Annotated in this window: 20 protein-coding genes; 9 read left to right on the plus strand and 11 right to left on the minus strand. The window is 63.7% G+C overall.

Going from position 1 to position 25299, the window contains the following annotated elements; genetic code table 11:
* Nucleotides 1-166: 166 nt before the first annotated feature.
* A complete protein-coding gene (locus IVB22_RS12255; RefSeq protein WP_247517565.1) occupies nucleotides 167-604 on the plus strand; it encodes a thioesterase family protein in 438 nt (145 codons plus the stop codon).
* Nucleotides 605-629: 25 nt separating this feature from the next.
* On the opposite strand, the gene IVB22_RS12260 is transcribed toward IVB22_RS12255, so the two are convergent.
* From IVB22_RS12260 to IVB22_RS12275, 4 genes are all read right to left on the minus strand, one after another.
* Nucleotides 630-995, minus strand: a complete 366-nt coding sequence (locus tag IVB22_RS12260; protein ID WP_247517566.1) for a hypothetical protein — start codon at nucleotides 993-995, stop codon at nucleotides 630-632.
* Nucleotides 996-1024: 29 nt separating this feature from the next.
* Entirely contained in the window at nucleotides 1025-4153 is a 3129-nt protein-coding gene (locus IVB22_RS12265; RefSeq protein WP_247517567.1) for an efflux RND transporter permease subunit, read from the minus strand.
* Between the two features lie 12 nt (nucleotides 4154-4165).
* Entirely contained in the window at nucleotides 4166-5827 is a 1662-nt protein-coding gene (locus IVB22_RS12270; protein WP_247517568.1) for an efflux RND transporter periplasmic adaptor subunit, read from the minus strand.
* 596 nt (nucleotides 5828-6423) lie between these two features.
* Nucleotides 6424-6822, minus strand: a complete 399-nt coding sequence (locus tag IVB22_RS12275) for an MAPEG family protein (protein ID WP_247517569.1) — start codon at nucleotides 6820-6822, stop codon at nucleotides 6424-6426.
* Between the two features lie 89 nt (nucleotides 6823-6911).
* Between IVB22_RS12275 and hemH the strand changes: the two genes are divergently transcribed.
* The 3 genes from hemH (at nucleotide 6912) to IVB22_RS12290 (ending at nucleotide 9617) form a co-directional block, all read left to right on the plus strand.
* Complete coding sequence (gene hemH / locus IVB22_RS12280; RefSeq protein ID WP_247517570.1) at nucleotides 6912-7949, plus strand: ferrochelatase; 1038 nt, start codon at nucleotides 6912-6914, stop codon at nucleotides 7947-7949.
* Nucleotides 7950-8124: 175 nt separating this feature from the next.
* The gene (locus IVB22_RS12285; RefSeq protein WP_247517571.1) at nucleotides 8125-9126 is read left to right on the plus strand and encodes an SPFH domain-containing protein; all 1002 of its coding nucleotides are present in this window, start codon (nucleotides 8125-8127) and stop codon (nucleotides 9124-9126) included.
* 44 nt (nucleotides 9127-9170) lie between these two features.
* Nucleotides 9171-9617 (plus strand): NfeD family protein, encoded by a 447-nt coding sequence (locus IVB22_RS12290; RefSeq protein ID WP_247517572.1) that lies wholly within the window; start codon nucleotides 9171-9173, stop codon nucleotides 9615-9617.
* On the opposite strand, the gene IVB22_RS12295 is transcribed toward IVB22_RS12290, so the two are convergent.
* Nucleotides 9614-9955 (minus strand): helix-turn-helix domain-containing protein, encoded by a 342-nt coding sequence (locus tag IVB22_RS12295; RefSeq protein ID WP_247517573.1) that lies wholly within the window; start codon nucleotides 9953-9955, stop codon nucleotides 9614-9616. The two genes, IVB22_RS12290 and IVB22_RS12295, sit on opposite strands and share 4 nt — an antisense overlap.
* A 73-nt stretch (nucleotides 9956-10028) precedes the next feature.
* Between IVB22_RS12295 and IVB22_RS12300 the strand changes: the two genes are divergently transcribed.
* Nucleotides 10029-10580, plus strand: coding sequence for a carboxymuconolactone decarboxylase family protein (locus IVB22_RS12300; protein WP_247517574.1), 552 nt, complete (start codon nucleotides 10029-10031; stop codon nucleotides 10578-10580).
* A gap of 114 nt (nucleotides 10581-10694) precedes the next feature.
* Here IVB22_RS12300 and IVB22_RS12305 read toward each other — a convergent pair whose 3' ends face one another.
* A complete protein-coding gene (locus IVB22_RS12305) occupies nucleotides 10695-11708 on the minus strand; it encodes an SIS domain-containing protein (RefSeq protein WP_247517575.1) in 1014 nt (337 codons plus the stop codon).
* A 145-nt stretch (nucleotides 11709-11853) separates the two neighbouring features.
* Between IVB22_RS12305 and IVB22_RS12310 the strand changes: the two genes are divergently transcribed.
* Nucleotides 11854-13605, plus strand: a complete 1752-nt coding sequence (locus IVB22_RS12310; protein WP_247517576.1) for an outer membrane beta-barrel protein — start codon at nucleotides 11854-11856, stop codon at nucleotides 13603-13605.
* A 115-nt stretch (nucleotides 13606-13720) separates the two neighbouring features.
* Here IVB22_RS12310 and IVB22_RS12315 read toward each other — a convergent pair whose 3' ends face one another.
* From IVB22_RS12315 to gltB, 3 genes are all read right to left on the minus strand, one after another.
* On the minus strand, nucleotides 13721-14107 hold the full coding sequence (locus IVB22_RS12315; RefSeq protein ID WP_247517577.1) for a BA14K family protein: 387 nt from the start codon (nucleotides 14105-14107) through the stop codon (nucleotides 13721-13723).
* A 217-nt stretch (nucleotides 14108-14324) separates the two neighbouring features.
* The gene (locus IVB22_RS12320) at nucleotides 14325-15782 is read right to left on the minus strand and encodes a glutamate synthase subunit beta (protein WP_247517578.1); all 1458 of its coding nucleotides are present in this window, start codon (nucleotides 15780-15782) and stop codon (nucleotides 14325-14327) included.
* A 148-nt stretch (nucleotides 15783-15930) separates the two neighbouring features.
* Nucleotides 15931-20679, minus strand: coding sequence for a glutamate synthase large subunit (gltB, locus tag IVB22_RS12325; protein ID WP_247517579.1), 4749 nt, complete (start codon nucleotides 20677-20679; stop codon nucleotides 15931-15933).
* Between the two features lie 491 nt (nucleotides 20680-21170).
* On the opposite strand from gltB, the gene IVB22_RS12330 reads away from it, so the two are divergent.
* Complete coding sequence (locus IVB22_RS12330; protein WP_247517580.1) at nucleotides 21171-21884, plus strand: hypothetical protein; 714 nt, start codon at nucleotides 21171-21173, stop codon at nucleotides 21882-21884.
* A 174-nt stretch (nucleotides 21885-22058) separates the two neighbouring features.
* On the opposite strand, the gene IVB22_RS12335 is transcribed toward IVB22_RS12330, so the two are convergent.
* Nucleotides 22059-22832, minus strand: a complete 774-nt coding sequence (locus tag IVB22_RS12335) for an alpha/beta fold hydrolase (RefSeq protein WP_247517581.1) — start codon at nucleotides 22830-22832, stop codon at nucleotides 22059-22061.
* A 310-nt stretch (nucleotides 22833-23142) separates the two neighbouring features.
* Nucleotides 23143-23610, minus strand: coding sequence for an Hsp20 family protein (locus IVB22_RS12340; protein ID WP_247517582.1), 468 nt, complete (start codon nucleotides 23608-23610; stop codon nucleotides 23143-23145).
* 220 nt (nucleotides 23611-23830) lie between these two features.
* On the opposite strand from IVB22_RS12340, the gene IVB22_RS12345 reads away from it, so the two are divergent.
* Together IVB22_RS12345 and IVB22_RS12350 are read left to right on the plus strand one after the other, a co-directional pair.
* Nucleotides 23831-24778 carry an alpha/beta fold hydrolase gene (locus tag IVB22_RS12345; protein WP_247517583.1) on the plus strand — a complete coding sequence of 316 codons (948 nt, stop codon included), beginning with the start codon at nucleotides 23831-23833 and terminating at the stop codon, nucleotides 24776-24778.
* 75 nt (nucleotides 24779-24853) lie between these two features.
* On the plus strand, nucleotides 24854-25264 hold the full coding sequence (locus IVB22_RS12350; protein ID WP_247517584.1) for a GFA family protein: 411 nt from the start codon (nucleotides 24854-24856) through the stop codon (nucleotides 25262-25264).
* Nucleotides 25265-25299 lie beyond the last annotated feature (35 nt).

Here is a 25299-nt window from a genome sequence, read left to right on the forward strand (position 1 = left end):
ATAGCCGTAGCCCGGGTGGAGCCAACGGGTCGCGCGAATGCGCGCCCGATGACAGGCTCCGCGCAACCCGGGGCCGTAGAGCCCGCGAACCCACCAGTCCCGGATGGCGCTGCGCTCCATCCGGGCTACGGAAATTCAAACACGCCGAGGCGCAATCGGGAATCCCATGTCACGCGAACAATTCTGGTTCTTCCATCCCTTTCGAGTGCGCTATTCCGAGATCGACGGTCAGGGCGTCGTCTTCAACGCGCACTACCTGACCTATTTCGACACCACCATCACCGAATATTTTCGCGCGCTCGGCTACGACCAATATGCCGACGCCAAGCAGACGGGCGAGGATTTCCACGTCGTCAAATCGGTCATTGAATACAAGGCGCCGGTCCGGTTCGACTGGGAGCTGGACGTCGGTGCGCGCGTGGCGCGGATCGGCAACTCAAGCCTCACCTTCGAACTCGCGATCTTCTTGAAAGGCGGCAACGAGGCGCTCGTGACTGGCGAGATCGTCTGGGTCAATACCAACCAGCAAACGCACCGTCCGGTCCCGATCCCGAAATCGATCCGGGAGCGGATCGCGGCGCGGGAACATCATCTCGGAGCATGATCCTGCGGTTGATTCGCCGGCAGCGCTAGTCAAATCGCGCCGTTGCCGTCTTGCCATCCGGCGCTGTGAGTTGAACCGCCCCTTTGAGCTTGGCCGGCAGGGCCGTGGGCGCTGTTCCGTTCAGTGTGTTCTTTTCCGAAGGAGCGAGCATTATGCGTTCGGCCTTTCCTCCCAGATTGAAGATAGCGACGCCCTTGAAGCCCTTCGGATCGAGCGGCTTGTCGTTTTCGTCGATGAGGAAGATTTCTATCGCGGTGTCTTTCGCGACGAGTTCCACATGGTAAGGACCGGCGTCGGCGAGAAGCCCGCCATGGGAAGCTTTCGGCTCGTGTGCGTAGGCGGGCAGGGTGGCCAGCAGGGCAACACCGAGCGTGAGGTATCCGAGCTTCATGCGTAGTCTCCTTTGGAAGATGTGAACGATTAATAGGAATGCGAGGCGGCATGATCCTCGAGACGCTCCTCGGATTGCCGTTGCATCAGTCGCATCAGCGGCTTCCTGCCGAACGTGAGGAACAGCACAGGCGTGATCAGGGCATCGAGCAATGTCGCGCTGACAAGTCCGCCGAAGATCGTCACGGCGACCGGGTGCAATATCTCCTTGCCCGGCTCGTCGGCCGCGATCAGCAGCGGCAGCAGTGCCAGCCCCGCGGACAGCGCGGTCATCAGGACGGGTGTCATGCGCTCGAGGCTTCCGCGGATGACAAGCTCCCGCCCGAACTCCATCTGCTCGCGCAGAGCGAGATTGATGTAGTGGCTTATCTTGAGAATGCCGTTGCGGGTCGCGATCCCCGCCAGCGTGATGAAGCCAACCATGCTGGCGACGGACAGCGGCTGACCGGTTAGCGCCAGCGCCGCGACCGAGCCGATCAGCGCCAGCGGCACTCCGCCCATGATGATCAAGGCCAGCACGGCGGAGCGGTAGCGGCTGTAGAGGATCGCAAAGATCAGCGCGAGCGAAACGACCGAAAGGATACCTATCCTGCGGCTGGCTTCCTCCTGGGCCTGGAATGTGCCTTCAAGGCTCGCGGTGACGCCCTGCGGCAGGCTCGCCGCATCCAGTTCTGCGCGAATGCGGCGCACGATCTCCGCCATGTCGGTCCTGCCGTCCGAGTTCGCGAGTATGACGATGCGCCTGCGGCCGTTCTCTCTCAGGATCTGGTTTGGCCCATCGGTCTCCTTCACGTCAGCGATCTGACGCGCCGGGATCCATCCCGATGGGGTCTTGATCAGGAGGTCGCCGAGCTTCTCGGTCGTGCGAAGCCGGTCGGGCAGCCTCATGACGACGTCGTAGCGCTTGTAGCCGTCGACCACGCGCGAGATGACGCGTCCGCTCGACAGGCGCGATAACTGATCGGTCACGGCGCCCGGCTGCACGCCGTACAATGCGGCTCGCGTATAATCGACGCGGATTTCGAGTTGCGGGATACGAACCTGCTTTTCGACCTGCAGGTCCTGGATACCTTCGATCTTCGAAAGCCGCTGACGGAGTTCTTCCGCACTGTTTCGCAGCGTGTCGAGGTCGTCGCCGAACAGTTTTAGGGCGAGCTCGGCTCGGACGCCCGAGAGCAGATGATCGAGCCGGTGCGAGATCGGCTGCCCGAGATTGACCGAGAGCGGCAGCACCGAAAGCCGGGAGCGTATGTCCGCGACGATCTCGGGCTTCGGCCGCTGCGAGGGCTTGAGATCGACTTCGAGGTCGGACGAATGGATGCCTTCCGCGTGCTCGTCCAGTTCCGCGCGCCCCGTGCGCCTTCCGACGCTGATCACCTCAGGCACATCGAGCAGAAGGCGTTCGGCGATCGAGCCCACTCGCGTGGATTCGGAAAGCGAAACGCCGGGGTTGAACGCAATATTGATCGTGAACGTACCTTCGTTGAAGGCTGGAAGAAACGCGCGTTTCAGGCCGAGCGCGCCGGCCCCAGCGCCCAGCACCGCCAGCGCCGTCACGCCGAGCAGCAATCCTCTGTGAGCGAAAGCAAACCCGAGCGCCGCATGGTTCGCAGACTTGAGCTTGCGGACCAGCCAGCTCTCCCGCTCCGCGAGGCGTTTCATCCCCGGCAGCAGGTAATAGGCCATCACGGGGGTAAGCGTGATCGAAACGAACAGGCTTGCGAGGATCGAGATGATGTAGGCGTGACCGAGCGGTGCGAACAGCCGTCCCTCGATGCCCGACAGCGCAAACAGCGGCACGAATACGAGGACGATGATCATCGTGGCGTAGACGATGCCCGATCGCACTTCGTTGGATGCCGAAACCACCACGTCGAACACGGACCGGGGATTGCCTTGCTCCCTGTTCTCGCGCAGCCGGCGGAAGATGTTCTCGACATCGACGACGGCGTCGTCGACCAGCTCGCCGATGGCGATCGCGAGGCCGCCCAGCGTCATCGTATTGATCGATAGACCAAGCAGCTTGAAGATGATGGCCGTGGTCAGGATCGAGACCGGGATCGCGGTGAGCGAAATGGCCGTCGTGCGCCAGTTGAGAAGAAACGCGAACAGGATGACGGCCACGACAAGGGCTGCTTCGAACAGCACCCGCTCGACGTTCTGGATCGAGTTTTCGATGAAACTCGCCTGCCTGAATATGATCTCGTTGGCCTTTACGCCGGACGGCAGGCTGGGCTCCAGCTCTGCGAGCACCTGGGTGATCTGTTGCGTCAGTTTCACCGTGTCGACATTGGGCTGCTTCTCGACCGAGACGATCACGGCGGGCTTGCTCATATAGCCGGCGTCGCCGCGCTTGACCTTGGGCGCAAAGTCGACGTTCGCTACCTGCCGCAGCAGGATGGGGCGTCCCTCGATGGTGGTAACGACGATGTTGCGCAGGTCTTCCAGGCTCGTCGTGCGTCCGATATTCCGGATCAGGAATTCGCGGGCATTCTGATCGGTGAAGCCGCCGCCGGTGTTGGTGCCGAACTGCCTTAGCGCCAGTTCCATCTGCTCATAGCTTACGCCGAGCGCGCGCAAGGCGGATGGCAGCGGGGCAATCCGGTACTGACGGACCTCGCCGCCAATCGGGATCACTTGCGCGACACCCGGCACCGCGAGTAGCCGGGGCCTGATGGTGAAGTCGGCGATCTCGCGGACCTCCATCGGCGATGCCGTCTTCGACGTCACCGCGATCAGGAGAATCTGGCCCATGATCGAACTGATGGGGCCGATTTGAGGTGTGACGTTCAGAGGCAGCTGGCTCTGCACTTGCGCGAGACGTTCCGCGACCAGCTGACGGTTGCGGAAGATATCGGTCCCCCAATCGAACTCCACGTAGACGATCGAGAGCCCGATGCCCGAGACCGATCGCACCCGGCTGACGCCGGGCACGCCGTTCATCTGGGTTTCGATCGGGAAGCTGACGAGCTGCTCGACTTCCGGCGGGGCATAGCCTTCGGATTCCGTCATGATGGTAACGGTCGGACGGTTGAGGTCCGGGAACACATCGACGGGCAACTGGCGCGCGGTATAGGCGCCCAGAAGAACGAGGATGCCCGCTATCGCAAGTACAAAGAGGCGATTGCGGAGCGAGGCGCTGACCAGGAATGTGAACATGAGCGTGGCTCCTCAGCGTACGTGATCGAGAAGGTCCGCGCCTTGCGACACGATCCGCTTGCCGGGAGTGAAGCCGGACACGATCAGCACACGATCGCCGTCGAGCGGCTCGGTGCGCACGCTCCTTGCCATGAACCGCTCGGGGGCTGTGTGCTCGTACACGAAATCCTGGCCGTTTGAGCCGCGAACGACGCTGCTGCGCGGCACCGCAAGGCCTTCCTTCGTATCGTCGGTCGTGACGAGCACGGTCAGGAACTGGCCGGCCCTGAGGCCTGCCGTGTCGCCCGTCACGGCAAAATGCACCGGCACCGATTGGCTGCGATCGGCGAAGCCGGTGCCTTGATAGGTGAGGTCGTAATTCCTGCCCGTATATGTCGACGCTCGCGCGCCGCGGGACGGTTCGAGGCTCTCGAAGCTCAGCGCCTCGACCCACAGCCGCGAAGGATCGATGATGTTGAAGACGATGGAGCTCGGCTGAACGATCTGGCCCGCCACGGCGCTGCCCTCGGCGATCACGCCAGCAACCGGCGCGATCAGGGCTTCAGGCTCACGACGTGATTTATCGATCGATGCGCGCCGCTCGCGCAGCCCTTCCAGCTCCAGCCGTGTGTCCTCGAGTTGGGTCCGCGATATCGCGCCCGACGGCGCGAGCTGCTCGTAGCGGGCGAACCTGCGTTCGACGATCGAGATCTGCTGATCCAGTTCGCCCTGGCGCTGCCGCATGTCGGAAACATCGATCGCCGCAATGGGTGGCGTGACATAGCCCAGGATGTCGCCTTGCTTCACCCGTGTGCCCAATCGCGGAAAGCCGCCCGGCGGCGCTGAAAGACGGCCGCCGACGGCGGATTGCACATAGCCGCTGGCGTTGGGATCGGGGATGATCCTCCCCGGAAGTTCAGTGATCTTCTTGTGCTCGGCGTTTTCGGTGACCAGCGTGCGCACCGCAAATATCCGCTGCACCGTCTTGGGTACAAAAACCGCGCCATCCGGAAGGCGCTGGGCGCGCTCGCCTGAGACGGTGCTGATGGCGATTTGCGCCTTTTCCTCCTCATGGCCATGGCCTTCATGCATTGCCGGCTCGCGCGCGCCCATGAGTAGAGGAAGGATCGCAACAAGGGCTGCCGCCCTGCGCCGACCGCGTAGTGCGATGGCAGAGAGCAGCGCCCCCATGAGCGCGCCGCCCAGGACGAGAAGAACCGAACCCTTGCTGATGTACCCGCCGGCAGCCGCTTCCTGTTGTGCTACGCTTTGCGCTGCCCCGGGCGCTGACTGAATCGTCAGCGGCAAGATCTCGGTGGTGTCTCCGACTGTAACCGTGAAAATCAGGTCCGCACGTCCGTTCTTTGCGAGCCACGGCGCGGCCACCCGGTATGTGCCGTCGGCAGCCGCCGCAGCTTTTACGGGACCACCAGGAGATTCGACTTCAAGCGTTGCGCCGGTTACCGGCTCATTCGTGGCGAACCGGTCGAGGTAAATCTCGAGATTTTCGCCGCGGACAATCGCAACGATCTCGAACGCGTCGGAATCGGCCTCGCCGCGTGGCAGCGCGCCTGCCGACACCGGCGGCTGTTCGCCGTGGTCATGGCCCTCGTGGGCGGAAGCCGGTGCGATCGCAGCGCATAGAGCCGCGGTCACCGCGAGAGCACGCAGGGCACGCCCGAAATGGGAAAGCATACTGCTAGTCCTTCAATCTGAATTGCCGTCGCTTGCGGGCGGCACACGGCATGCCTCGCAAACTCACTGTTCGGTTGGATTCAGATGAAGTATTTTGGAGGGCGCCTGAGTGACTCAGGCTCGAGGTCTGGCCACATCTGCGACGGGGCAAACGCAACACGCGTCATCGCACGGGGAAACGCGACGAACTCCACGGGGCTCGGCAACCCGGCCGCGCAGCAGGCGGCACATGCGGACAAGCAGCAGTCGCCGGTGCAATTCCGGTCCGAAGCCGGGGGCATCCCGGTCTGCTTCCACTGAGCCTGCTGCAACGATTCGGGCGTGGCCGGCCGTTCGGATTCATGAGATGCGACTTGAGAGGCCGCCTGGCCCCGGCCGTCATGAACGGACGCCGGGTGCTGATGGCTGATATGGGCCTGGGCAACTGACGGCGCGAACGAAAGCACGATCAGGACGATCGCCGCTCCCAGAATTCGCATGATCTGTTGCTTTGGCATGACGGCTCTATTGTAGCACAAGTATCCCATAGATATCGCGGGGGAACCGGGAATTCAAGGTCCCCGAGAGCGCCCGATCCGCGCCGTCATATGACAATCTTACGCCGGCAGATAAGCTCTGATCGCCGGCAGGAAGAAAATCGCGATGTTGATCGCGAACCCGATGCTCCAGAGAATCGAGCGCAGCGTCGGGCGGTTGCCGAGATAGGTGAAGACATAGGCGATCCGCACAATGAGAAATAGAACCGCGAGCTCGTCGATCAGGTGCTGTGGCCCCAGACGGAATTCCGCCAGCAGGACGGCGACCGCAAAGAACGGAAACGCCTCGATGCCGTTCTGGTGGGCGCCGAGCGCGCGGGCGCGGATCGCGTCCTCGTAGAACGCGGGATCGCGCGGTCTGGCATTGTCGAAATGGCGATGCCCGGCCCATTTGACCGAGGCGATCGTCAGCAGATAGAGCATCAGCGTTCCGAAAACGCACCATTCGGCGATCGTCATGGTTCCTCCCGCCCGGAGCAATATGCGAACCGTATCGAACCGGCCATTATCTTGACAAGGATGGTGCAACGCGCGAAGCCATCGAAATCATGACCGCGGTCGCCCCCCTTGGACATCCAAAGCCGGCATCGGCAGCCGAGCCGCAACGCGTCGGCGTGCTGCTGGTCAATCTCGGCACCCCCGATACATCAGATGCCCGGGGCGTGCGGGTTTACCTCAAGGAATTTCTCTCCGACCCGCGCGTGATCGAAGATCAGGGGCTGCGCTGGAAGCTGATCCTCAACGGCATCATTCTGCGCGTGCGTCCTGGCCGCAAGGCGCGCGACTACCGGAAGATCTGGAACACCGAGAGAGACGAATCCCCGCTCAAGACGATCACCCGCGGGCAGGCCGAGAAGCTCGCCGACGCCATCGCCGATCACGACCACGTCGTGGTCGATTGGGCGATGCGCTACGGCAACCCGTCGATCCGCTCGCGGATCGACGCGCTGACCGCGCAGGGCTGCGACCGCCTGCTGGTGGTGCCGCTCTATCCGCAATATTCCGCGGCGACCTCGGCGACGGTCAGCGACGAAGTGTTTCGGGTGCTGGCCGGGATGCGCGCGCAGCCGACGCTGCGGGTGACGCCGCCTTACTACGACGATCCTGATTATATCGAGGCGCTCGCCGTCTCGATCAATGCGCATCTCGCGACGTTGCCATTTCAGCCCGAACTGATCGTGGCGTCATTTCACGGCATGCCGCAGAAATATGTCGACAAGGGCGATCCCTATTACGCTCAGTGCGTTGCAACAACCGACGCGCTGCGCCAGCGCATGGGCCTTGATGCCTCCAAGCTGATCCTTACATTTCAATCGCGCTTCGGCTTCGACGAGTGGCTGCAGCCCTATACGGACAAGACCATCGAAAAACTTGCGAAAGATGGTGTGAAACGCATTGCCGTCGTGACCCCCGGCTTCTCCGCCGATTGCCTGGAGACGCTGGAAGAGATCGCGCAGGAGAATGCGGAGATATTCAAGCACAATGGTGGCGAGCAATTTTCCGCCATTCCCTGCCTCAACGACAGCGATCCCGGCATGGACGTCATCCGCCAGCTCGTTTTGCGCGAGCTCCAAGGCTGGATTTAACCACCCTGCAGAACAAGGCGGCCATTCGGATCGAATTCATCTGGTGGTCGCCAAACAATTCCCCAGCTATATAACCATAACTTGAGAACGGCCGGGCCGAACCGGCGCCGCGGCGTTGCTGACAAAATGAGAGACCGCGCCCGGCAGCGCACCTTGCCGGCTTTGGAGGAATTTTATGAGTGGCTTCGACATTTTCGCGATCGCGTTTGTTCTGCTTGTCATTGTCACGCTGTTTGCGGGCGTCAAGACGGTGCCGCAGGGATATGACTGGACCATCGAGCGGTTCGGCAAATACACCCGCACGTTGTCGCCGGGGCTCAACATCATCGTACCCTATTTCGACCGCGTCGGCCGCAAGATGAACATGATGGAGCAGGTGATCAACATTCCCGAGCAGGAAGTGATCACCAAGGACAACGCCACCGTAACGGTGGACGGGGTCGCGTTCTTCCAGGTGTTCGACGCGGCGAAAGCAAGCTACGAGGTCGCCCATCTCGAACAGGCAATCATCGTCCTGACCATGACCAACATCCGCTCGGTGATGGGTGCGATGGACCTCGACCAGGTGCTGTCGCATCGCGACGAGATCAACGAGCGGTTGCTGCGCGTGGTCGACGCAGCGGTGTCGCCGTGGGGGCTGAAGGTCAACCGCATCGAGATCAAGGACATCGTGCCGCCGGCCGATCTGGTGGAGGCGATGGGCCGGCAGATGAAGGCCGAACGCGTCAAGCGCGCCGACATTCTGCAGGCGGAAGGCCAGCGCCAGTCGGAAATCCTGCGCGCGGAAGGCGCCAAGCAGGGCCAGATTTTGCAGGCCGAAGGTCGCAAGGAAGCCGCGTTCCGCGACGCCGAGGCGCGCGAGCGCTCCGCCGAAGCCGAGGCCAAGGCGACCCAGATGGTCTCCGAGGCCATCGCCAAGGGCGACGTCGCCGCCTTGAACTACTTTATTGCCGACAAGTACATCAAGGCGTTCGGGCAGCTTGCGGATTCGCCGAACCAGAAGATCGTCATGCTGCCGATCGAAGCAATGAGCATTTTGGGATCGCTTGCCGGCATCGGCGAGATCGCCAAGGCCACCTTCGGCGAAAGTGCGGCCTCCGCGGCAGCCGCCGCACGGCGGACGTCCTCGGTGCCGAACACCGGTCCCACCCCGCCACCGGTCGCGCCGCAGCGGTGAGTATCGATCCGGAAGACCATTCTTGTTGATTAAAGGTTCGTGTCATGGCCGAGATTTTTACTACCCTGGGCACCTGGAACTGGCTGATCTTGGGCTTCATCCTGATGGCTCTGGAGCTGCTCGCGCCGGGCATTTTCTTGTTCTGGCTCGGGCTCGCCGCGCTCCTGGTCGGGCTGTTGTCGTTTGCGATCAACCCGTCCTGGCAGACGCAGCTCCTGATGTTTGCCGTGCTCGCGGTCGCCGCCGTGCCGGCGTGGCGGCACTTTGCGCGCAGCGAGGGCAGCCGCAGCCAGAGCAACCCGTTTCTCAACAAGCGGACCGAGGCGTTGATCGGCCGCGAATTCACCCTGGAAAAGCCGATCGTCGACGGCACTGGCACGGTGCGGATCGACGACACGATCTGGCGCGTCGCCGGCCCCGATGCGCCGGCCGGCAGCCGCGTCAAGGTCGTGCAGGCCGATGGCGCAAGCCTGACGGTGGCGGCGGCTTAGCTTGCCATTCGCTTGCTCCACCGCTCGGCAAAGTGATGCAGCGGCAGGAAGCTTTCCATTAGCTCCCTGCCCAGTGGTGTGAGGCGATAACCGTCGCCGGGCAGGAGCTCGACGAGGCCAGCCTCGCGCAGCTCCGACAGCCGCGCCTGCATCACGGTCGGCGAGGCGTCGTCGCAGGCAGTGCGTAGCGCGCGCGAGGTCAGCGGGCCGTCGCGCAGTTCCCAGACGATCCGCAAGGTCCAGCGGCGGCCCAATAGATCGAGCAGGGCCATGACCGGCCGGCCGGTTCTGGAGCCGCGAACAACAGTTTTTTTTGTGACGGCGGCCGGTTTCGGCATCGAAAGCCCTCTTGCATACCGCTACAGATAATGTAGCGTATCGCTACGTTATTTGTAGCACGGGAGCTCGCCGATGTCACAGACCGCGCCACGCATCGCGCCGCTGCAGCCGCCTTATGCACCGGACATTGCCGAGCAGTTCGACCGCATCATGCGCGGCGCGCCGCCGTTGGTGCTGTTTCGCGTCATGGCCGGCAACACCCGCGCCTGGGAGAAATTCCGCGCCGGCAGCCTCCTGGATCGCGGGCCGCTCTCCTTGCGAGAGCGCGAGATCGTCATCGACCGTACCTGCGCCCGAACAGGGTGCGAGTACGAATGGGGCGTACATGTCACGGCGTTCGCCGCTGCCGCCCACCTGACGGAAGAACAGGTCCGCGCCACCGTGCACGGCGCTGTCGCCGAGGCCTGCTGGTCGGAGGCCGAGCAGGCGCTGATCGCCGCCGTCGATGCCCTGCACGATCGCGCGACGCTCGGCGACGCCGAATTCGCGGCGCTGTCGGCGCATTATGACGAGGCGAAGATATTCGAGATCATCCTGCTGTGCGGGTTCTATCGCACGGTGTCGTATCTCGCGAATGGACTGGCGCTGCCGCTGGAGGAGAAGGCGGCGAGATTTCCGAAGTGACGGAATTGTAGGGACCGTAGGGTGGGCAAAGCGAAGCGTGCCCACCATTCTAGCGTGGATAGATGGTGGGCACGGCGCTATCGCGCCTTTGCCCACCCTACGAGGCCTACGAACCTACGCCACGCCCGCGCGCAGGAAATCGTGCAGATGCACGATGCCGACCGGCTTGCCGGCGTCGGTGACGATCAGCGTCGTGATCTTCGAGGAATTGAGGATCTCCAGTGCCTCGCCGGCCAGCACATCGCCATCGATCGTCTTCGGATTCCTCGTCATCACCTCGTCGACGGTGGCCGTCATCAGATCGGGCCCCATGTGGCGGCGCAAATCGCCATCGGTGACGATGCCGGCGAGGTGTCCGCGCGCATCGACGATGCCGACGCAGCCAAAACCTTTCGACGTCATCTCGACCAGCGCATCGGACATCTTGGTGCCGAGCGGCTTCAGCGGCACTGCGTCGCCGGAATGCATGAGGTCGCGGGTATATTTCAGCAGCGCGCCGAGCTTGCCGCCCGGATGCAGCACGCTGAAATCGACCGACGTAAAGCCGCGGCCTTCCAGCAGCGCGATCGCGAGCGCATCGCCGAGCGCCAGCATCATCAGCGAGGAGGTAGTGGGCGCGAGGTTGTGCGGACAGGCCTCGCGCGCTTTTGGGAGCGTCAGCGCGACATCGGCGGCCTTGGCCAGTGTGGATTCCCGCTCCGCGGTCATCGCGATCACCGGAATGCGGAAGCGCTTGGCATAGGTGACGAGGTTCTTCATCTCCGGCTGCTCGCCGGACCAGGACAGCGCCAGGATGACGTCCTCGCCCGTGATCATGCCGAGGTCGCCATGGCTCGCTTCGGCCGCATGAACGAAGAACGCCGGCGTGCCGGTGGAGGCAAAGGTCGCGGCGATCTTGCGGCCGATATGGCCTGACTTGCCGAGCCCGGTGACGATCAGGCGTCCCTTGGCATTCCGGATCAGGTCAGTGGCGGCAACAAACGGCGCCCGCAGATCGGATTGCAGTGCTGCTGACAGCGCGGCGATCCCGCCGCCCTCTGCATCGAGCGTGCGCAGGGCCGATTGGACGGCGGCGTCAGCGGTATCGGTGCCGGATGATTTTGCCATCAGCGGGTTCGGATTGGCCATGTATGTTCCAGGAGGAGGGCGCTACGCGCCAAAGCCGTCCATAGCATGGCCGGTCCGGCGATGCGACGTGCGCGACGCGGCCCTCAACGCCTCATTAACCATATTTGTTTTAACTCCATTAACGACGTGCTCTCGCGAGCGCTCGATGCGTATCAAGCAAGTATCTGTTTTTGTTGGGGTATTTCTTTTCGTGAGGGTGGGGCCAGCAACCGGCCGGAACAGCCGCGCGCGCGTCTTTCGCGCGGCCTTGCCGTGCCTTGCGCTGATCGCCCTGACGGGAACTGCAGCGCAAGCGCAAACCGTCACGCCGGACCTGTTCAGCTCGAGGCGCACCAGCCAGATGACGTCGCCGGATTCGCCGCTGCGCCGGACCGCGGCCGAGGCGAACGATCCGCTCAACAGTCCGAAGCTGCAGGAGCGTGACACGCCCGCGCCGTCGCGGATTGGGCAGATCCCGCAGTACGGCCTGCCGGCCGCGAACGGCGCCGCCGATACGGGATACGACTCGCTCAACCGCAAGCGCAAGAAACCGAAATACTATCCGGGGCAGGCGAAGCCGAAGCCGCCGGTCGGTCCCGGCAGTCCACCGCCGCCGATTGCGGCGAACACGCGGCTGCGGCTTTCGATCCCGCCTTCGGAATCCGCCAACAAGACGCGCATCCCGCCCGCCATGGCGGGCACGGTGGTGGGACAGCCGCCGCGCAAACGCCTCAGGATCGACGACGATCCGTTCGGTGCGGTCGGCGACTACGCCGGCAGTTTCCTGATCAAATCCGCCGTCGAATTCTCCGGCGGCTACGATACCAATCCCGGCCGGCTCGCAGCAGCACAAGCCAAGCCGTTCTACGTGATCGCGCCGGAATTCTTGGCGGTGTCCGACTGGGAGCGCCACGCGCTGGTCGCTGATCTGCGCGGCTCCTTCACCGGCTACGGCAGCAACCTCACGCCGAACCCCGACGGCACGCCGCTGTCGGCGCCGCTCGATATCGATCGTCCCAGCTTCATCGGCCATGTCGACGGCCGGCTCGATGTCAGCCGCGACACGAGGCTGACCGGGCAAGGGCGGCTGTTCGTCTCGACCGACAATCCCGGCAGCCCGAACGTGCAGGCGGGTCTTGCCAGATATCCGATCTACACCACGGTAGGTACTACCGTCGGCGTCGACCAGAATTTCAACCGGCTGCAGGTTTCCGCCGGCGCCACCGTCGATCGCACCGACTACACCAATTCAAAACTTACCGACGGCACGTCGACCACCAACGACGATCGCAACTTCACCCAGTACGGCGGCGTCGGCCGCGCCAGCTATGATTTGAGGCCCGGCCTGAAGCCGTTCGTGGAAATGCAGGGCGACAGCCGCGTGCATGACGTCAAGCTCGACCGCGCCGGCTATGCGCGCGATTCCGCGGGCGGTTACGTCAAGGGCGGCACCAGCTTTGAATTCTCGCGGCTGTTGACCGGCGAAATCGGCGTCGGCTACGCCGCGCGCGATTATGTTGATCCCAGGCTAGATCGGCTGGAAGGCCTGCTGGTCTCGTCCTCGCTGGTCTGGACCGCGACGCCGCTGACCACGGCGAAGTTCTATTCGGACACCACGATCACGGAGACCACGCTGCCCGGTACGTCGGGCGTGCTGACGCACATCTACACCGTCGAAGTCGACCACGACTTCCGCCGCTGGCTGACCGCGATCGGCAAGTTCACCTGGGGCACGCTCGACTATCAGGGCAATCCCAGGCGCGACAAGATCTACACGGTGTCGGGTGAGGCCATCTACAAGATGAACCGCAACGTCTGGCTCAGGGGCACGCTGCGGCGCGACTGGCTGGATTCGAACCTACCGGGGAATAGCACGGCGTCGACGGTCGTGATGCTGGGGGTGAGGCTGCAGAATTGAGGACGCATGATCCCCGCCGATTGCGGGAAAGGCGATTCTTTGGCCCGCGGCGATACAAACAAAAACCCCGGCACTTCGGCCGGGGTCCTGAAATATTGTGACAGGCAGTCGTTCTCTACGGGCAGGAACGGCGGAGGCCGTCGCGGCCGAGATAGGTCTGGCTATTGGGATCGTACGAACGATAGCGCTGCATGCAATAGCTGACGGCGTCCCGCCGCTGCTGCTCGGCGGCGCTCGCCGCAATCGCGCCGCCGATGATGGCCGCGCCGACCCCGATGCCGATTGCCGCGCCGACACCGTCACCCCGACCCCGACCTCGGCCCCAACCGCCGCCCCGGCCTCGACCCCGGCCGCGCTGTGCGAAGGCCGGAGAGACGCCCGCTGCAACAAAGGCGCCGGTCGTGGCAACCATGCCGAACGCGTACATGAATAGCAGGGCACCGGCCGCCAATACGCGTGTAATGCGCTGGCGCAGGGAATTGCTCGTTCCTTGAGTTTTCATATTGCCGCCTTTCTCTATGATTCCAGATAGTGATGCCCACCTGAGGAGAGGTGGACGTTGATCCGGATCCAGCGAGGTTGCGGGCAATCCGATGAGGTGTCCAGACATATCGCCGCATATGTGGGCTGACCACATCCATCAACCTTCGCGGGATTCCCGTTCGAGGTTCGTGCGAAGAAGGCCATCACTGCCGGGCTGAGCCCGGCGATGCCGGCCGTTACCGTGGCAGCGTCGTCGACCCCATCAGATACTGGTCGATCGCCCGCGCGCACAACCGGCCCTCGCGGATCGCCCACACCACCAGCGACTGCCCGCGCCGCATATCCCCCGCGGAGAACACGTTCGGCAGCGACGTCTTGTAGTCGGACATATTGGCGCGGACGTTGCCGCGCTGGTCGAGGTCGACGCCGAGCGTCTTCAGCATCCCCTCGTGCACCGGATGCACGAAGCCCATAGCGAGCAGCACCAGCTGCGCGTCGAGTTCGAATTCGGTGCCTGCGATCGGTTTGAACTTGTCGTCGACCTGGACGCAGTGCAGCTTTTGCACCTTGCCGTCGACGCCCGAGAATTTCTGCGTCAGCACCGCGAATTCGCGCTTGGCGCCTTCGGCCTGGCTCGACGAGGTCCGCATCTTCAGGGGCCAGTTCGGCCAGGTCACGCCCTTGTTCTCGTGCTCAGGCGGCGCCGGCATGATTTCGAGCTGGGTGACGGATTTTGCACCCTGCCGGAACGAGGTGCCGATGCAGTCCGAACCGGTGTCGCCACCGCCGATCACGACGACATGCCTGCCCTCGGCGAGAATGTCCTTGGTGTCGCCGAGCGGCTCGGAGGAGACGCGGCGATTTTGTTGCGGCAGGAAATCCATCGCAAAGTGGATGCCGTCGAGGTCACGGCCGGGGATCGGCAGATCACGGCCGGCTTCGGCGCCGCCGGTTAGCGCCACTGCGTCATACAGGTTGAGCAGTTCGCGCGGATCGATCGCGCCTTGCGAGGTGCCGCCGACATGGACGCCGTAATGGAACGTCACGCCCTCGGCTTCCATCTGCGCCACGCGGCGGTCGATGATGTGTTTTTCCATCTTGAAGTCGGGGATGCCGTACCGGAGCAAGCCGCCGGCCTTGGCGAATTTCTCGTAGACATGGACGTCGTGGCCGGCGCGCGCGAGCTGCTGCGCCGCCGCCAGTCCCGCCGGTCCGGAACCGATGATCGCGACCTTCTTGCCGGTTTTGGCGGGCGCAATCTCCGGCTTCAGCCAGCCATTGTCCCAGGCGCGATCCACAATGGCGCATTCGATGGTCTTGATGGTGACCGGGTTGTCGTCGATGTTGAGCGTGCAGGACGCCTCGCACGGCGCGGGGCAGATGCGGCCGGTGAACTCGGGGAAATTGTTGGTCGAGTGCAGGTTGCGCGAGGCTTCTTCCCAGTTGCTCTGGTAGACGAGGTCATTGAAATCGGGGATCTGGTTGTTGACCGGGCAGCCCGGCGTGCCCGGCGCCACCGAGCCGGTGCCGTGGCAATAGGGGATGCCGCAATTCATGCAGCGCGCGGCTTGGTCGCGGGTGTCCTTCTCGCTCAGGGGAATGACGAATTCGCGATAATGCTTCAAACGCTCGGCGACCGGCGCATACTTGCGTTCGTTGCGGTCGATCTCGAGAAAACCTGTGATCTTGCCCATAAACCTGATGCCCCTGCATCTCTCGTTCGTATCTGTCTGTCTCAGTCGCCCTCCGTCATTGCGAGGAGCGTGACCCGCGAAGCAATCCATGGTCGGCTTGTGGCGCGATGGATTGCTTCGCTGCGCTCGCAATGACGGGCTTTTGTAACTAAGCCCCGATCGCGATTTTCGGCTCGGCGTCGGCGTTCGCCTTCATTTCCTTCAGGGCGCGGCGGTATTCCACCGGCATCACCTTGCGGAATTTCAGGAGCCACGTCTTCCAATCGGCGAGGATCTCGGCCGCTTTCTTCGAGCCGGTCAGCTTGGCATGGCGCGTGATCAGGATGTGCAGCCGCTCGATATCGGACTCCAGCAGATTGGCGAACACGTCGACCCGGCCATGCGCCTCGAGATCGCCGGAGTGATTGTAGGTGCCGGCGTTGATCAGCTCTTCCGACAAAACCGGCTCGAGCTCGACCATCGAAAGGTTGCAGAGCTTTTCGAAGTCGCCAGCCTCGTCCAGCACATAGGCGATGCCGCCCGACATGCCGGCCGCGAAGTTGCGCCCGGTCTTGCCCAGCACCACGACGATGCCGCCGGTCATGTACTCGCAGCAGTGATCGCCGGCGCCTTCGACGACCGCGATCGCGCCGGAGTTACGCACCGCAAAGCGCTCGCCGGCGATGCCGCGGAAATAGCATTCGCCTTCGATCGCACCGTACATCACCGTGTTGCCGACGATGATGGATTCTTCCGGCACGATGCCGGAATTCCGCGGCGGCTTGACGATGATGCGGCCGCCCGACAGGCCCTTGCCGACATAGTCGTTGCCTTCACCTTCGAGATCGAAGGTGACGCCGCGCGCCAGCCACGCACCGAACGCCTGGCCCGCGGTGCCCTTCAGGCTGACCTGAATGGTGTCATGCGGCAGTCCGGCATGGCCGTAGATCTTCGCAACGGCTCCGGACAGCATCGCGCCGGCGGAACGGTCGGTGTTGTTGATCTCTTCGTCGATCTTGATGGGCGCGCCGCGGTCGAGCGCAGCCTGCGCCTTCTCGATCAGGCGGCGGTCGAGCACCTTCTCCAGATGATGGTTCTGGGCCTCGGCGTGATAGATCTTCTGGCCGGGCAGTTCCTTCTGGCGCACGAACAGCTTTGAGAAGTCGAGCCCCTTGGCCTTCCAGTGTGCCACGAGGGTCGACTGGTCGAGCATCTGGGTCTGGCCGACCATTTCGTCGAACTTCTTGTAGCCGAGCTGCGCCATGATCTCGCGCACTTCCTCGGCGACGAAGAAGAAATAGTTGATGACGTGCTCGGGCTGGCCGGTGAAACGCTTGCGCAGCACGGGATCCTGCGTTGCGACGCCGACCGGGCAGGTGTTGAGATGGCACTTGCGCATCATGATGCAGCCGGCCGCGATCAGGGGCGCGGTGGCGAAGCCGAATTCATCGGCGCCGAGCAGCGCGCCGATCACGACGTCGCGTCCGGTGCGGAAGCCGCCGTCGACCTGGACCACGATGCGGCTGCGCAGCCGCTCGCGCACCAGCGTCTGGTGGGTTTCGGCAAGGCCGATTTCCCACGGGGAGCCTGCGTGCTTGATCGAGGTGAGGGGGGACGCGCCGGTGCCGCCCTCGAAACCTGCGATGGTGACGTGGTCGGCGCGCGCTTTCGCGACGCCCGCGGCCACCGTGCCGACGCCGATTTCGGAAACCAGCTTGACCGAGACCTGGCCGTCCGGATTGACGTTCTTGAGGTCGTAGATCAGCTGCGCCAGATCCTCGATCGAATAGATGTCGTGATGCGGCGGCGGCGAAATGAGACCGACGCCGGGCGTCGAGTGCCGCACGCGCGCAATCGTCGCGTCGACCTTGTGGCCGGGCAACTGGCCGCCTTCGCCGGGCTTGGCGCCCTGTGCCATCTTGATCTGCATCATGTCGGAGTTGACGAGATACTCCGTCGTCACGCCGAAACGGCCCGAGGCGACCTGCTTGATCGCCGAGCGCATGCTGTCGCCGTTCGGCAGCGGCTTGAAGCGATCGGCCTCTTCGCCGCCTTCACCGGTGTTCGACTTGCCGCCGATCCGGTTCATCGCGATCGCGAGCGTGGTGTGCGCCTCGCGCGAGATCGAGCCGAAGCTCATCGCCCCCGTGGCGAAGCGCTTGACGATTTCGCTGGCAGGCTCGACCTGGTCGAGCTTCACGGGCTTGCGCTTCTCGTCGTCGGCGGTCTTGATCCGGAACAGGCCGCGCAGCGTCAACAGCCGCTCGGACTGCTCGTTGAGGATCTTTGCGAAGGCCCGGTAGCGTTCGTGCGAGTTGCCGCGCACAGCGTGCTGCAGCGTCGATACGGATTCGGCCGTCCAGGCATGATCCTCGCCGCGGGTGCGGTAGGCATATTCGCCGCCGACATCGAGCGCGGTCTTGTAGACCTGCGCGTCGCCGAAAGCGTCCGTGTGGCGGCGGGCGGTTTCCTCGGCAATTTCGCCCAGCCCTACGCCCTCGATTCGGGTGTGGGTGCCGGCGAAATACTTCGCGACAAAGTCGGCCTTCAACCCGACGGCATCAAAAATCTGCGCGCCGCAATAGGATTGATAAGTCGAGATGCCCATCTTGGACATCACCTTCAACAGGCCCTTGCCGATCGACTTGATGTAGCGCTTGACGATCTCGTAGTCGTCGAGCGCGCCGGGCAGGCGGTCCTTCATCGCGATGATGGTTTCGAACGCCAGATAGGGATTGATCGCTTCGGCGCCGTAGCCGGCGAGACAGGCGAAATGGTGCACCTCGCGCGGTTCGCCCGACTCGACGACGATGCCGACCGAGGTGCGCAATCCCGTGCGGATCAGATGATGATGCACGGCGGCGCAGGCCAGCAGCGAGGGAATCGGAATCCGGTCCGAGCCGGCCATGCGGTCGGACAGGATGATGATGTTGACGCCTTCGCGCACGGCGCCTTCGGCACGCGCGCAGAGTTCATCGAGCACCTGCTCCATCCCCGCCGCGCCGAAGCCGGCATGGAAGGTGGTGTCGAGCGTGCGCGACTTGAAATGGGTGTCCGCGACATCGGAGATCGAGCGGATCTTTTCCAGATCCGCGTCGGTCAGGATCGGCTGGCGCACTTCGAGCCGCTTGGTCGAGGCCATGCCCTGCAGGTCGAACAGGTTTGGGCGCGGTCCGATGATCGAGACGAGGCTCATCACCAGCTCCTCGCGGATCGGATCGATCGGCGGGTTGGTGACCTGCGCAAAATTCTGCTTGAAGTAGGTGAAGAGCGGCTTCGGACGATCCGACAGCGCCGAGATCGGCGTGTCGTTGCCCATCGAGCCCGCGGCTTCTTCGCCGGTGGCCGCCATCGGCGTCATCAGGATGCTGATGTCTTCCTGGCTGTAGCCGAACGCCTGCTGCCGGTCGAGCAGCGGCAGGTTCGAGCGCATGCCCTTGACGGGCGCGTCAGGCAATTCCTCCAGCACGAGCTGGGTGCGATGCAGCCAGTCGCTGTAGGGATGGCTCTTGGCCAGCGTCGCCTTGATCTCGTCGTCGGGAATCAGGCGTCCCTGTTCGAGGTCGACCAGCAGCATCTTGCCGGGCTGCAGCCGCCACTTGGTGACGATCTGGTCCTCGGGTATCTTCAGCACGCCCATTTCGGACGCCATCACGATGCGGTCGTCCTTGGTGACGAGATAGCGCGCCGGACGAAGCCCGTTGCGGTCGAGCGTGGCGCCGATCTGTCGGCCGTCGGTAAAGGCGATCGCGGCGGGGCCGTCCCACGGCTCCATCAGGGCTGCGTGATATTCGTAGAAGGCGCGGCGTTGCTCATCCATCAGGGGATTGCCGGCCCACGCTTCCGGAATCATCATCATCACCGCGTGCGGCAGCGAGTAGCCACCCTGCACCAGGAATTCGAGCGCGTTGTCGAAGCAGGCGGTGTCGCTCTGGCCTTCATAGGAGATCGGCCACAGCCGGCTAATGTCCTTGCCATAGAGCGCCGAATGCACGGAGGCCTGGCGCGCGGCCATCCAGTTGACGTTGCCGCGCAGCGTGTTGATTTCGCCGTTGTGGGCGATCATCCGGTACGGATGCGCCAGCGACCAGGTCGGGAAGGTGTTGGTCGAGAAGCGCTGATGCACCAGCGCCAGCGCGCTCTCGAAATCCGCTTCGTGCAAATCGGGATAGTACTTGCCAAGCTGGTCGGCGAGGAACATGCCCTTGTAGATCACGGTGCGGCACGACAGCGAGACCGGGTAGTAGCCGGCCAGACCGCGATCACGGCGCTGATAGATCGCCTGCGATATCGACTTGCGCAGGATGTAGAGCCTGCGCTCGAACTCGTCCTCGGTCTTCGCCGTGCCGTTGCGGCCGATGAACACCTGCATGTGGTAGGGCTCGGTCGGCTTGACGGTTTCGCCGAGCGAGGAGTTGTCGGACGGCACGTCGCGCCAGCCGAGCAGCACGAGGCCCTCTTCCTTGATCTGTTCGGCGATGATGCTCTGGATCACCTTTCGCCACGCCGTCTCCTTTGGCATGAACAGTGAGCCGATGGCGTATTGGCCGGGCGCCGGCAGCTTGAAGCCGAGTGCCGCTGCCTTGCGCGCGAAGAAGGCGTGCGGGATCTGCACCAGAATGCCGGCGCCGTCGCCGGCGCGCGGATCGGCGCCGACCGCGCCGCGATGTTCGAGGTTGCAGAGAATGCTGATCGCGTCGGAGACGATCTGATGCGACTTCTTGCCCTTGATGTTGGCGATGAAGCCGACGCCGCAGGAATCCTTCTCCATGCTGAGGTCGTACATACCCTCGGCCGGCGGGCGCCAGCTGTGCTCGCGCGCAGGATCTTCAAGCAGAGTGTCGACCGGTTTCGAAGCCGCGGTCGTGGACAGTGTTTCTGCCACGATGTTTTCGCGCTCGAATTCCGACCCGCTCATCTCATTCCTCTCAAAAAAGGCTAAGGGCCTCACCGCATCGTCGGCGCACCTTGGACGCTTGCGGCACCCACCGGGCCACCGCTCGTCCTCCGCGAGCCGCAATTTCTTAAATTCAGGCCTGGGCGTTCAACGTCCCTGAGGAACGGCCTTGCCTGCACTGCCCTGGAGCTCGTGGCGCCACGGTTTCGTTGCAATCCCTGTGCCGGGACCGCCCCGCAATTGAGACAGTGATACTGTCCTAACTCCGACCATGCCAAATTTTTGTCTATCACACAAGCGCGTGAAAGTCCTCGCCCGCATGCTCATCCGCGCATTCTGGCGGGGAAAAACCGCCAGCCAAGGGCAAGCCGGGGTTTGCGGCAATCTGCGCCCCGATCCGGCCCAAGGACCGCCGGATTTCGCAATGAAATATTGGCCCGGGCCGGCAGGCGAGGGCGCGAAAATGCTCCCGCTCGGGCCGGCGGCTGTGGGGCTTACAGGAGCTTTCGGTGATGAAGTTTTTCACGGGATCTTTGGCGGCGGGACTGGTCCTTCTGGCGGGCGGCGCGCAGGCGCAGGTGCCCGGGCCATACACGGCGGCATCGGATTTCGACGCCCCCTATGCAGTGGCGCCGCGCATGGTTCCCGGGCCGCAGTACGTACCCGGTCCACACTACGCACCCGGGCCACAGCACGGATACGGCCCCGGCCCCAGCTTGTTGCCGTCGACGGAAGTCTACTCCGTGCTGCGCGACAATGGATTCTCGCCGCTTGGCATCCCCAGGCTGCGCGGCTTCGTGTACACGATTGCGGTGATCGACCGCGGCGGCGAGGATGGCCGGCTGGTGATCGACGCGCGCAACGGCCGGATTATCCGTTTCATGCCGGCCCGCGGGATGGGCGACAATTACTACGAGGATCAGAGCGCCCTCGGTGGACCCTCTGCGGCTCCACCGCCGCAGGCCCGTGCGCCGACCCATGTCGAGGCCGCGCCGCGGCCGTCACAGCCAGCCCCTCAAGTTGCGAGCCGCACCGTGCCGGTGCCGAAGGCAAAGCCGCTTGCGGCCAAACCCGTGCCAGCGCCGATTCAGCAGGCGGCAGCGCCTGCTCCGAAGCCGGCCGAGGTGCAGGCGGCCGCCCCGGTGACAACCGGTTCGGTCCCAGCCAAGCCCGCGCCGCAGATTGCACCTACCCAGGACATGCCCACGATGCAGGGGCTGGAGTAATCTCTGCCGTCGTCCCTGCGAAAGCAGGGACCCATAGCCACCGGCGGCTATTGGGTGAAAGGCATCTGCCATCGTGCCATGATCGATGGATCACGCGGTATGGGTCCCTGCTTTCGCAGGGACGACAACCAAAAAAACGCCCCGGTCTTCCCGGGGCGTTTCCATTGGGGCGAGCTATTCGCGCTGGCCTGCGGCGGCCAGAATCAGGTCGGCGACCTTGTCGGGCTGCGAGACCAGCGACAGGTGGCCGGCCTCCAGTTCGACCGTTGTCGCGTTCATGCGCTTGGCCAGAAACCGCTCGAGGTCGGGATTGATGGTGTAGTCCTGCTTCGACACCGCGTACCAGCTCGGCTTGCTGCGCCAGGCGGCCGCGGTGGTGCGGCCGGCGAAGATTGAAGCCGCGGTCGGCCACTGCACGGCATAGAGGACTTTCGCGGTCGTCGTATCGACGCCGTTGGCGAAATATTTCAGGAACGCGTCCTCGGATAATTTGGTGAAGCCGTCATGTTCCTGGACGCCGGCTCGCGCGGGGCCTGCCGGAAACTTCTGCGAAAGCGCCACGAAATCCTCGCCCGCGTCAGGCGCGCGCGCCGCCACATAGACCAGCCCTGTGACCTTCGGGTCGGTGCCGACTTCGCTGATGACGGTGCCGCCCCAGGAATGCGCAACCAGCACCGTCGGGCCGTCTTGTTGTGCCAAAACGCGGCGTGTCTCGGCAGCGGAATCTTCCAGCGAGGTGAGTGGATTCTGTACGGCAGTTACATGAAGGCCCGCCGCTTGAAGTTTTGGAATGACCTTCGCCCAGCTTGATCCGTCGGCCCACGCGCCGTGCACCAGTACGACATTCTTCGCCTTGACGGGGCCAGCGGCCAGCGCCGGCGCGGCTTGCACGCCGAGCGATCCCGCAAGGACGCCGGCAACGATTGTCAGTGTTCGTAAGATGCTCATCGGTCTGCTCCATGATCGGCCTGATAGCGGCTCGCCCGCTTCAGTTCGAAATTCGAGGGGAGCGGCGGCATCGTTACGGGCGTCACGACGACGTGATTGTTGCGAGAGCAGCGTAGCCCGGATGGAGCGTAGCGAAATCCGGGGGTCCCTCGCGAGCGGACAAAGTCGTCCCGGATTGCGCGGAGCCTGTCATCGGGCGCGCATTCGCGCGACCCGTTGGCTCCATCCGGGCTACGAACCCACAAAAAAACGCCCCGGTTTCCCGGGGCGTTTCGCATTCAGCCAATATCGGCCGAAGACTTGATCTGCGTTACGCAGCGACCGAGGCGTCGACCACCTGCGGGGCCTTCGCACCGGAGTTGATCGGAATGCTGCGGGGCTTCTTGGCCTCGGGAATCTCGCGGACGAGATCGACGTGGAGCAGGCCGTTCTCGAGCGAGGCGTCCTTCACCTGCACGAAATCGGCAAGCTGGAAGATGCGCTCGAAGGCACGCGCGGCGATGCCGCGGTAGAGCACTTCGGCATTGTCCTTGCCGTTCTCGTTGGCTGACTTCTCACCCTTGATCGTCAGCGTGTTCTCCTTCGCGACGATCGAAAGCTCGCCTTGCGAGAAGCCGGAGACCGCAACGCTGATGCGGTAGGCGTTCTCGCCGGTGCGCTCGATATTGTAGGGGGGATAACCGGGGCTGCCGTCTGACGTCGCCTGGTCGAGCAGGTTGAAGAAGCGGTCGAAGCCGACGGTGGAACGATAAAACGGAGTGAGATCGTAGGTACGCATAGGGTAGTCCTCCATTGAGCGACTGTTTCAGTAACCCGCCCGCCATCGGGCCGGGCTGTAGTCCCGTGCAGCCTCAGGGTTTCGGTTCCGAAACGCTGGTAGCGGCCTGCACAGAAATGATATGGGAGGGGTGAAACGACGTTCAAGAGGGACGAAACCAGCCCCTTTTTGGCGTCCCCGCCTTGATTTCAAGCCCTTTTCACCTAGCCGGTTCCTCCTCATGACGCTTGTCTCGATCCCTGCCAACCCGGTTCCGGAGGACGTCGTCTCAGGTACCATCAAGACGCCCGACGGCGCGGAATTGCGGTTCGCGCGCTGGGCGCCGCCGGCGGGGCGCAAGGGCACGGTCTGCGTCTTCACCGGGCGCAGCGAGCAGATCGAAAAATATTTCGAGACGGTGCGGGACTTGCGCGATCGCGGATTTGCGGTGGCGATGATCGACTGGCGCGGCCAGGGGCATTCCTCACGCCGCCTGCGCGATCCGCGCAAGGGCTATGTCCGCGATTTCTCCGATTTCGAGGTCGACGTCGAAACTTTCGTGCAGCAGGTGGTGCTGCCGGATTGCCCGCCGCCCTTTTTCGCGCTGGCGCATTCGATGGGCGGGGCGGTCATGCTGCGGGTGGCGCGTGCGGGAAAACGCTGGTTCGACCGCATGGTGCTGTCGGCGCCGATGATCGACCTGCCGGGGCGCAGGACCGCGCTTCCGTCGCGGGCGTTGCTGCGGGTCATGCGGCTGATGGGGCAGGGCGGCCGCTACGTGCCCGGCGGCAGCGACGCGCTGACCGGAACGGAATCCTTCATCAACAACCCCTTCACCAGCGATCCCGTGCGCTACGCCCGCAACGCCGCGATCCTGGAAGAAGATCCGACGCTGGGCATCGGCTCGCCGACGGTCGCCTGGGCCGATACCGCGTTCAGGGCGATGCATACCTTTCGTGGCGTGAACTACCCGTCCGAAATCCGCCAGCCGATCCTGATGCTGGCCGCCAGCAACGACACTATTGTTTCCACGGCCGCGATCGAGGAATTCGCCTATCATCTGCGCGCCGGCTCGCATCTGGTAATCGCGGGCTCCAGGCACGAGATCCTGCAGGAGCAGGACCGCTACCGCTCGCAATTCTGGGCGGCGTTCGATGCTTTCGTGCCGGGCACGCCGCTGTTTAAATAGTTGCTTGCCGGGTTTGAGCCGGTTGATTCGGACGCGGGCCGCGCCGGCGATACCTCGGGCCTGGGGAGTGCAACTATGATTCGTGGAAGCTGCCTGTGCGGCGCGGTCCGGTTTGAAGTCGACAAGATCCGATCGCTTACACACTGCCATTGTGCCAATTGCCGCAAGCTTACCGGTGCAGCATTCGCAACATACGCTCACGTCGAAGTTGACAAGTTCCGATTTTCGGCAGGCGAGGACATGACCGTGCGCTATGAATCTGCATCCGGCAGTTTCCGCTATCGTTGCAAGATCTGCGGCTGTCTGACTCCAGGCAAGGCAAGTTATCTGGAGACGGTCAGCATCCCCGCCGGTTTGTTCGACGACGATCCAAAGGTTCGGCCGCGCCTGCACGTATTTACGTCGTCGCGCGCGCCCTGGTGGACGATTCAGGATGATTTGCCCCAGCATGAAAAATGGGTTCCGGGCTACGAGCCGAAGCCGTAGCGAATGCGTGGCCGGACGCACCAGCCTTCGGCAGT

This window comes from Bradyrhizobium sp. 190, from assembly GCF_023073415.1.
Taxonomy (GTDB): Bacteria; Pseudomonadota; Alphaproteobacteria; order Rhizobiales; family Xanthobacteraceae; genus Bradyrhizobium.

Excerpts from the sequence above, each read along its gene's own strand:
- IVB22_RS12350 (WP_247517584.1), top strand. The coding sequence starts at position 24,854 with ATGATTCGTGGAAGCTGCCTGTGCGGCGCGGTCCGGTTTGAAGTCGAC.
- gltB (WP_247517579.1), bottom strand. The coding sequence starts at position 20,679 with ATGAGCGGGTCGGAATTCGAGCGCGAAAACATCGTGGCAGAAACACTG.
- IVB22_RS12290 (WP_247517572.1), top strand. The coding sequence starts at position 9,171 with ATGGCCGAGATTTTTACTACCCTGGGCACCTGGAACTGGCTGATCTTG.
- IVB22_RS12300 (WP_247517574.1), top strand. The coding sequence starts at position 10,029 with ATGTCACAGACCGCGCCACGCATCGCGCCGCTGCAGCCGCCTTATGCA.
- IVB22_RS12310 (WP_247517576.1), top strand. The coding sequence starts at position 11,854 with ATGCGTATCAAGCAAGTATCTGTTTTTGTTGGGGTATTTCTTTTCGTG.
- IVB22_RS12260 (WP_247517566.1), bottom strand. The coding sequence starts at position 995 with ATGAAGCTCGGATACCTCACGCTCGGTGTTGCCCTGCTGGCCACCCTG.
- IVB22_RS12270 (WP_247517568.1), bottom strand. The coding sequence starts at position 5,827 with ATGCTTTCCCATTTCGGGCGTGCCCTGCGTGCTCTCGCGGTGACCGCG.
- IVB22_RS12330 (WP_247517580.1), top strand. The coding sequence starts at position 21,171 with ATGAAGTTTTTCACGGGATCTTTGGCGGCGGGACTGGTCCTTCTGGCG.
- IVB22_RS12305 (WP_247517575.1), bottom strand. The coding sequence starts at position 11,708 with ATGGCCAATCCGAACCCGCTGATGGCAAAATCATCCGGCACCGATACC.
- IVB22_RS12285 (WP_247517571.1), top strand. The coding sequence starts at position 8,125 with ATGAGTGGCTTCGACATTTTCGCGATCGCGTTTGTTCTGCTTGTCATT.
- IVB22_RS12340 (WP_247517582.1), bottom strand. The coding sequence starts at position 23,610 with ATGCGTACCTACGATCTCACTCCGTTTTATCGTTCCACCGTCGGCTTC.
- IVB22_RS12275 (WP_247517569.1), bottom strand. The coding sequence starts at position 6,822 with ATGACGATCGCCGAATGGTGCGTTTTCGGAACGCTGATGCTCTATCTG.
- hemH (WP_247517570.1), top strand. The coding sequence starts at position 6,912 with ATGACCGCGGTCGCCCCCCTTGGACATCCAAAGCCGGCATCGGCAGCC.
- IVB22_RS12315 (WP_247517577.1), bottom strand. The coding sequence starts at position 14,107 with ATGAAAACTCAAGGAACGAGCAATTCCCTGCGCCAGCGCATTACACGC.
- IVB22_RS12265 (WP_247517567.1), bottom strand. The coding sequence starts at position 4,153 with ATGTTCACATTCCTGGTCAGCGCCTCGCTCCGCAATCGCCTCTTTGTA.
- IVB22_RS12255 (WP_247517565.1), top strand. The coding sequence starts at position 167 with ATGTCACGCGAACAATTCTGGTTCTTCCATCCCTTTCGAGTGCGCTAT.
- IVB22_RS12335 (WP_247517581.1), bottom strand. The coding sequence starts at position 22,832 with ATGAGCATCTTACGAACACTGACAATCGTTGCCGGCGTCCTTGCGGGA.
- IVB22_RS12345 (WP_247517583.1), top strand. The coding sequence starts at position 23,831 with ATGACGCTTGTCTCGATCCCTGCCAACCCGGTTCCGGAGGACGTCGTC.
- IVB22_RS12320 (WP_247517578.1), bottom strand. The coding sequence starts at position 15,782 with ATGGGCAAGATCACAGGTTTTCTCGAGATCGACCGCAACGAACGCAAG.
- IVB22_RS12295 (WP_247517573.1), bottom strand. The coding sequence starts at position 9,955 with ATGCCGAAACCGGCCGCCGTCACAAAAAAAACTGTTGTTCGCGGCTCC.